This is a genomic window from Actinomadura roseirufa, from assembly GCF_900659635.1.
In the GTDB taxonomy this organism is placed as follows: Bacteria; Actinomycetota; Actinomycetes; order Streptosporangiales; family Streptosporangiaceae; genus Spirillospora; species Spirillospora roseirufa.
Window position 1 is genome coordinate 1 of the sequence record NZ_CAACVB010000344.1, and the last position, 6,961, is coordinate 6,961.

Here is a 6,961-nt window from a genome sequence, read left to right on the forward strand (position 1 = left end):
CGACCGCCGCGGCGGCCAGGCCCTGCCCGGCGCGGGCGGCGACGAGCTGCCAGGGCGCCCGGGCCAGCCCCCCGGCGAGCGAGAACGCGCCGAAGCCGGCCATGCCGAGGACGAACAGCCGGCGCCGCCCGTACAGGTCGCCGGCGCGCCCGCCGAGAAGCAGGAACCCACCGAACGTGAGCGCGTAGACGTGCACGACCCAGGGCAGGCCGGCCGGGGAGAAGCCGAGAGAGGAGCGGATCGCCGGCAGGGCGACGTTGACGACGGAGGTGTCCAGGGCGACGACGAACTGGGCGATGGCGGCCGCCGCCAGCACCACTCCTGGTCGCGATTTTTTATACATGTAAAGAAAATAGCTCGCGACGGTGCCCGCGGTCCAGTCGCCGATGGGCGAGAATGGGGGGATGCCGCAACCGACCGAGCCGCGCCGGGGCCGGCCGCCCCGCATCTCCCTCGCGGAGATCGTCGATACCGCCCGCCGGATCGTGGACGCCGAGGGCGTCTCCCGGCTGACGATGCGGCGGCTGGCCACCGAGGTCGGCAGCACCCCGATGGCGCTCTACCACCACGTGCGCGACAAGGAGGAGCTGCTGCTCCTGCTGCTGGACGACTACGCCGCGCGCACGCTGCGCCGCCCCGACCTGCCCGCGGATCCGGGCGAGCGGGTGGTCGCCCTCGCGGTCGCGATCCGGGAGGCGCTCAGGGACTGTCCCTGGATCGTCGAGGTCCTCACCGCCGACGACCTGATGGCGGAGTCGGCGCTGTGGTTCGCCGAGAACATCGTCGACGCCCTGGTCGCCGGGGGCCTGACCCCGGCGCGGGCGGTCCACGGGTACCGGGCCGTCTGGTACTACACCGCGGGCGAGATCCTCGTGCGGGCGGCGGCGGCCCGCCGCCGGGCCCGCGACGACCGGCCGACCTACCGCGAGCGCGTCTTCGCCGGCCTCGACGCCGCGGAACTGCCGCGGCTGGCGGCACTCGGCGGCGACTGGGCCGCCCTGACCGCCGAGGACACCTACCTGGACGGCCTCCGCGCCCTGGTCACCGGCCTCCTGACCGGCCCCCCGACCCCCTGACCGGTCAGCCGGCGGGGCGGGGGTCGAGGCGGATGATCACGGACTTGGAGGTCGGGGTGTTGCTGACCTCGGCGGTGCTGTCCAGCGGGACGAGCACGTTCGTCTCCGGGAAGTACGCCGCGGCGCAGCCCCTGGCCGTCGGGTAGGAGACGACGCGGAACTCCGGGGCGCGGCGCTCCACGCCGTCGGTCCACTCCGAGACGAGGTCGACGACGGCGCCGTCCGCCAGGCCGAGGCCGGCGAGGTCGCCGGGGTTGACGAAGACCACGCGCCGGCCGGCCTTGATGCCGCGGTACCGGTCGTCCAGGCCGTAGATCGTGGTGTTGTACTGGTCGTGGCTGCGGACGGTCTGCAGCAGCAGCCGCCCCTCGGGGACGCGCAGCACTTCCAGGGGGTTCACCGTCAGGTTCGCCTTGCCGGTCGCGGTGGGGAAGCGCCGCTCGTCGCGCGGTGCGTGGGGCAGTGTGAAGCCGCCCGGCTCGCGGATCCGGTCGTTGTAGCCCGCGAAGCCGGGGACGACCCGTGCCACATGGTCCCGGATCACGTCGTAGTCGCCCTCCATCGCCTCCCAGCCGATGGGCGAACCGGGCAGCACGGCCCGTGCCAGGCGGCAGACGATCGCGACCTCGGAGAGCAGCAGCGGCGAGGCGGGGGCGAGCCGCCCCCGGGAGGCGTGGACCATGCCCATCGAGTCCTCGACGGAGACGAATCGGGCCCCGGACGGACCCTCGTCGCGCTCCGTCCGGCCGAGCGTGGGAAGGATCAGTGCCTGCTCGCCGGTCACCGCGTGGGAGCGGTTCAGCTTCGTCGACACCTGCGCGGTCAGCCGGCAGCGGCGCAGCGCGGCCTCGGTGACGGCGGAGTCGGGGGTGGCGCGGACGAAGTTGCCGCCCATGCCGAGGAACACCGTCGCGCGGCCGTCGCGCATGGCGCGGATCGCGTCGACGGTGTCGAGGCCGTGCTCGCGCGGCGGATCGAAGGAGAACTCGGCGGCGAGCGCGTCCAGGAACGCCTCCGCGGGCTTCTCGTAGATGCCCATCGTCCGGTCGCCCTGGACGTTGGAGTGGCCCCGGACGGGGCAGACCCCCGCTCCGGGCCGGCCGATGTTGCCGCGCAGCAGCAGGAAGTTGACGACCTCGCGGATCGTCGGGACGGAGTTGCGGTGCTGGGTGAGGCCCATCGCCCAGCACACGACGATCCGCTTCGCGGCGAGCACGTCGCCGAGCGTCGCGTCGATCTCCGCGCGGGTCAGCCCGGTCGCCTCCAGCACCTCGTCCCAGTCGAGGCCGCGGACGTGCTCGCCGAACTCCTCGAAGCCGTGCGCGTGCTCCGCCAGGAACTCGTGGTCGAGGGCGTCCGGCGCGTCCGACTCCAGGAGCAGCCGGTTGAGCGCCTGGAACAGCGCCAGGTCGCCGTTCAGCCGGATCTGCAGGAAGCGGTCGGCCAGCGCGGTGCCGCGCCCGGCGACGCCGGACATCCGCTGCGGGTTCTTGAACCGCATGAGGCCCGCCTCGGGCAGCGGGTTCACCGCGACGATCCGGGCGCCCTCCTTCTTGGCCCGTTCCAACGCCGACAGCATCCGCGGGTGGTTGGTGCCGGGGTTCTGCCCGACCACGAAGATCAGGTCCGCCCGGTACAGGTCCTCCAGGAGCACCGAGCCCTTGCCGACGCCGATCGTCTCGTTCAGCGCCGACCCGGACGACTCGTGGCACATGTTGCTGCAGTCCGGCAGGTTGTTCGTGCCGAACGCGCGGACGAAGAGCTGGTAGGCGAACGCGGCCTCGTTGCTGGTGCGGCCGGAGGTGTAGAAGACGGCCCGGTCGGGGGAGTCCAGCGCGGTCAGCTCGGCCGCGAGGAGGCGGAACGCCTCGTCCCAGGACACCGGCTCGTAGTGCTCGGACCCGGCGCGCTTCAGCATGGGCTCGGTGAGCCGGCCCTGCTGGCCGAGCCAGTGGTCGGAGCGCCGGCCCAGCTCGGCGACGGTGTGCCGGGCGAAGAACTCCCGGGTGACGCGGCGGGTGGTCGCCTCCTCGGCGACGGCCTTGGCGCCGTTCTCGCAGAACTCGGCGACGTGCCGGTGCTCGCCCTCGGGCCAGGCGCACCCCGGGCAGTCGAAGCCCTTGCGCTGGTTGACGCGCAGCAGCGTCAGCGCGGTGCGGCCCACGCCCATCTGGTCGTAGGACTGGCGCAGCGCGGCGGTCACCCCGGGCACGCCCGCGGCCCAAGTCTTCGGCTTCGACACCTGCATGCCGGTGTCGTCGGAGTCGTCGGCGGGCGCCTTCCGGCTCATCGCTCACATCCTCGGGGGCTCGGGTCGCGTCCCCTTACTGTCGCACGTCCCGCCTGGGAGGACGGCGCCGGGCGTTCCGTTCAGCGGACGCCCCGAGGCGCCCGGCGCGCGGCGGCGGCCCGCGGCGCCTACTGGGGCGGGCCGTCGGTCAGGTGGAGGCCGGCGGCCGTCCGGACGCCCCGCGGGGTGATCCACTCGATGCGGACGTCGTCGCCGGGATGGTGGGTGAGCATCAGGTCCGTGAGGGCGGTGGCGGAGCCGACGGGACGGCCGCCGAGGGACACGATGGTGTCGCCGGGGGAGATCCCCGCGGTGTCGGCGGGCGTCCCGGGGACGACCTCGGCGACCAGGGCGCCGTGCCCGCCGCCGCCGCGGACCTTCACGCCGAGCAGGGCCGTCGGGCCGATGTGGACGCCCCCGGACGCGTCGCCGCGGCGGATCCGCCCGGCGATCTCCAGCGCGCGGTCGGAGCGGATGGCGTAGCCGCGGTGGGCGCCCGCCCGCTTCAGCTCGAACCCGGCGGACGCGGCGGTGTTGATGCCGACGATCCGGCCCCGGGTGTCCAGCAGGGGCCCGCCGGAGTCGCCGGGCCGGATCGGGGCGCTGGTCTCGATCAGCCCGGAGAGCCGCTCGGCGCCGCCGCCGCTCTCGTCCCGGGCCGTCACGGCCTGCTCCAGCGCGGTGACGCGGCCGGTGACGACGGTGGGCGCGCCGCCCTTGCCGCCCGCGTTGCCCACGGCGGTGACCGGGTCGCCCACCCGGACGGCGGACGCCGGGCCGAAAGCGGCGACCTTGAGGCCGGCCGCGCCGGACAGCCGGATCACCGCGATGTCGCCGGTCCTGTCGTAGCCGACGATCCGCGCCGGGTAGGCGCGGCCGTTGTCGGTGTCGGTCGCGGTGATCGAGGTCGCGCCCTGGATGACGTGGTTGTTGGTCAGCACGAGGCCCGCGGCGTCCAGGACGACGCCCGTCCCGGCGGCGCTGGCGCTGTTCAGGCCCTGCTCGGAGTCGATGTTGACCACGCCGGGACGGCGTCCGCTCGGCCGGGCGTGGTGGCGGGTCGCCTCGATCGTCGGCCGGGCGTCGCGCGGCCCGCCGTCGCCGACCGGGCGGCAGGCCGGGGCGAGCAGGGCCACCAGGGCGGCCATGAGGACGAGGATCGCGGCGCGGAGCCCGCGGTGCTCCGGGACCTGGATCAAGGGCATGCCTCCTCGGGCTGGTTCCTCCCATGATTCCCGGTCTCCGGCAATTAGTCCTTGACGTCGGAGGTGCGCCGCGCCGGCTCCGCCGGACACTCGACGGAGGTGGCCTCCGGTTTCGCCTCGCGGCCCTTCCTGTCGCGGGGCGTCGCCAGCGCGGCGCAGCCGACGGCGAGCACCGACAGGGCGGCGATCGTCAGCGCCATCGGCACCGCCGTGCCGGAGCCGGCGACCCCGGCCAGCGGAGCCGCGGCGCCGCCCACCGCGAACTGCACGAGCCCCAGCAGCGCGGACGCGCTGCCCGCCACCCGCGCCGGGCGGCCCGACATCGAGAGCGCGGTCGCGTTCGGCATGATCAGGCCCTGCCCCGCGGTCACCAGGAACAGCGCGGGCAGCACTCCGGCCAGCCCCACGCCGCCGAGCACCGCGGCCAGCAGCCCGACCCCGCCCACCGCGACGGTCGCCAGCCCGGCGCCGAGCAGCCGGGCCAGCGGCACGCGCCCGGCGAGCCTTCCGCTGAGCTGGCCGACCGCCACGATGCCGAGGGAGTTGACGCCGAAGACGACGCTGAACGCCTGCGGCGACAGGTCGTAGATGTCCTGGAGCACGAACGGCGAGCCGGAGATGTAGGTGAACATCGCGCCGAACGCCAGCGCGACCGCCGTCCCGTACGCCACGAACGTCCGGTCGGTGGCGAGCGCGCGGAACGTCGCGAGCGTCGCGCGGGCGCCGCCGGTCTCACGCCGGCCCGGGGGGAGCGTCTCCTTCAGCCCGAGGAGCGCGCCGAAGAACAGCGCGACCCCCGTCCCGGCGAGGACGGCGAACACCCCGGGCCAGGGCATCAGCCGCAGCAACTGGCCGCCGAGGACCGGCGCGAGGATCGGGGCGAGCCCGTTGACCAGCATCAGCAGGGAGAAGAACTTGGCCGCCGCCACGCCGTCGTAGAGGTCCTGCACGATGGCGCGGCCGATGACGATCCCGGCGGCGCCCGCCGCGCCCTGGACGAACCGCAGCGCGATGAACGTCTCGACGGTCGGCGCGGCGACGCACAGCGCCGACGCGGCGGCGTAGGCGACCAGGCCGACGAGCAGGGGGCGGCGGCGGCCGAGCGCGTCGCTCAGCGGCCCGGCCACGATCTGCCCCGCGGCGAGGCCGATCACGCACGCCGTCAGCGTCAGCTGCGCCTGCACGGCCCCGGTCGACAGGTCACCGGCCAAATCGGGCAGCGCCGGCAGGTACATGTCGATCGACAGCGGCGCGACCGCGGTCAGCGCGCCGAGGATCAGCAGCAGCGCCAGCCGCCGGTCGGGCGCCGCCGGCGAGGAGGACGCCGGGGACCCGAACCGGCCGGGGACGGGGCGTTCCGGGAGGGAGAGGGGCTTCGGGGTCGAGGGATCGGACGAGGGTGCCGCCTGGGCCATGAAATTCTCCGTGGGGGATGGCGAGCCCGCCCGGCCGCGGGGCGCGGCGGCCGGGCGCGACGGGCTCAGACGGTCGTGACCACCTGCTCGTAGGCGAGCCGGGGGTTGCGCTCCGCCCAGGCGCCGGGGCCGGGCTCGCCGATGTTGACGACCGCGATCGCGCGCTGCGAACCGCCGAGGAACTCGCGCTCCACGGCGGCGGCGTCGAAGCCCGACATGGGCCCGGCGGCGAGCCCGGCGGCGCGGATCGCGACGATCAGGTAGCCGAGCTGGAGGGCGGCGTTGAGCCGCGCCATCGCCGGACGGCCCGGGTTCCCCTCCATGGCCTCGCGCACGCCCGGCTTGGTCGGGATCACGGTGGGCAGGTGCTCGTGGAAGTCCTCGTCCGCGGCGACGATGAGGGTCAGCGGGGCGGTCGCGGTCTTGGCGCGGTTGCCCTCGTTCATCAGCGGGACGAGCCGCTCGCGCGCCTGCGCGCCGCGCACCGCGACCAGCCGCAGCGGCTGGGAGTTCATCGCGGTCGGGCCCCACTTCATCAGCTCGTGGATCGCGCGGAGCCGTTCGTCGGTGACCGGCGCGCCGGTGAAGGCGTTGGCCGTGCGGGCCTCGCGGAACAGCAGGTCCTGGGCGCTCTCGTCCAGCGCGAGCGACCCCTCGGGCGCGATCGTGGTCATCAGTTCACCTCTCGGTCGGGCGGGGAGCCACGGGGAAGAAGAGGCTCCGAGAGGCTTCAACCGGATGACGGTCCGTTATCTGCCGCGTCAGGAAGTGGTGTCCGTCACATCGGCCGGGAGGTCAGTGGGGGAGGCCCTCCGCGGCGGCGAGCAGCGCGCCCGTCACGGTCGCGATCGTGAGCATCGACACCCCGGCGAGGACGGCCCACCGGCCCGCCTGGTAGCCCGCCGGGACCCGCGCGGTGTCGCGGCCCCGCACCGGCCAGGGCGCCCGCAGCGGCGCCGTCCCCGGGACCTCCGG

Annotated in this window: 6 protein-coding genes and 1 pseudogene; 1 reads left to right on the plus strand and 6 read right to left on the minus strand. The window is 74.9% G+C overall.

The features are described 5' to 3' along the window. On the minus strand, window positions 1–343 hold a 343-nt coding region (locus tag E1291_RS37260; protein WP_242614620.1), incomplete at its 3' end, for an MFS transporter. Between the two features lie 61 nt (window positions 344–404). Here E1291_RS37260 and E1291_RS37265 point away from each other — a divergent pair. After that, a complete protein-coding gene (locus E1291_RS37265) occupies window positions 405–1,076 on the plus strand; it encodes a TetR/AcrR family transcriptional regulator (protein WP_131742756.1) in 672 nt (223 codons plus the stop codon). Window positions 1,077–1,080: 4 nt separating this feature from the next. On the opposite strand, the gene E1291_RS37270 is transcribed toward E1291_RS37265, so the two are convergent. The 5 genes and pseudogenes from E1291_RS37270 to E1291_RS37290 form a co-directional block, all read right to left on the minus strand. Next, entirely contained in the window at window positions 1,081–3,366 is a 2,286-nt protein-coding gene (locus tag E1291_RS37270) for an FdhF/YdeP family oxidoreductase (protein WP_131742757.1), read from the minus strand. Window positions 3,367–3,494: 128 nt separating this feature from the next. Next, on the minus strand, window positions 3,495–4,571 hold the full coding sequence (locus tag E1291_RS37275) for a S1C family serine protease (RefSeq protein WP_131742758.1): 1,077 nt from the start codon (window positions 4,569–4,571) through the stop codon (window positions 3,495–3,497). Window positions 4,572–4,615: 44 nt separating this feature from the next. After that, complete coding sequence (locus E1291_RS37280) at window positions 4,616–5,986, minus strand: multidrug effflux MFS transporter (protein ID WP_131742759.1); 1,371 nt, start codon at window positions 5,984–5,986, stop codon at window positions 4,616–4,618. A gap of 65 nt (window positions 5,987–6,051) precedes the next feature. Then, the gene (locus E1291_RS37285) at window positions 6,052–6,660 is read right to left on the minus strand and encodes a malonic semialdehyde reductase (protein ID WP_131742760.1); all 609 of its coding nucleotides are present in this window, start codon (window positions 6,658–6,660) and stop codon (window positions 6,052–6,054) included. 121 nt (window positions 6,661–6,781) lie between these two features. Next, window positions 6,782–6,961, minus strand: a pseudogene (locus E1291_RS37290) (TRAFAC clade GTPase domain-containing protein); the annotation flags it as partial.

Coding starts and splice junctions, on each gene's coding strand:
- E1291_RS37265 (WP_131742756.1), top strand. CDS start 405: ATGCCGCAACCGACCGAGCCGCGCCGGGGCCGGCCGCCCCGCATCTCC.
- E1291_RS37270 (WP_131742757.1), bottom strand. CDS start 3,366: ATGAGCCGGAAGGCGCCCGCCGACGACTCCGACGACACCGGCATGCAG.
- E1291_RS37275 (WP_131742758.1), bottom strand. CDS start 4,571: ATGCCCTTGATCCAGGTCCCGGAGCACCGCGGGCTCCGCGCCGCGATC.
- E1291_RS37280 (WP_131742759.1), bottom strand. CDS start 5,986: ATGGCCCAGGCGGCACCCTCGTCCGATCCCTCGACCCCGAAGCCCCTC.
- E1291_RS37285 (WP_131742760.1), bottom strand. CDS start 6,660: ATGACCACGATCGCGCCCGAGGGGTCGCTCGCGCTGGACGAGAGCGCC.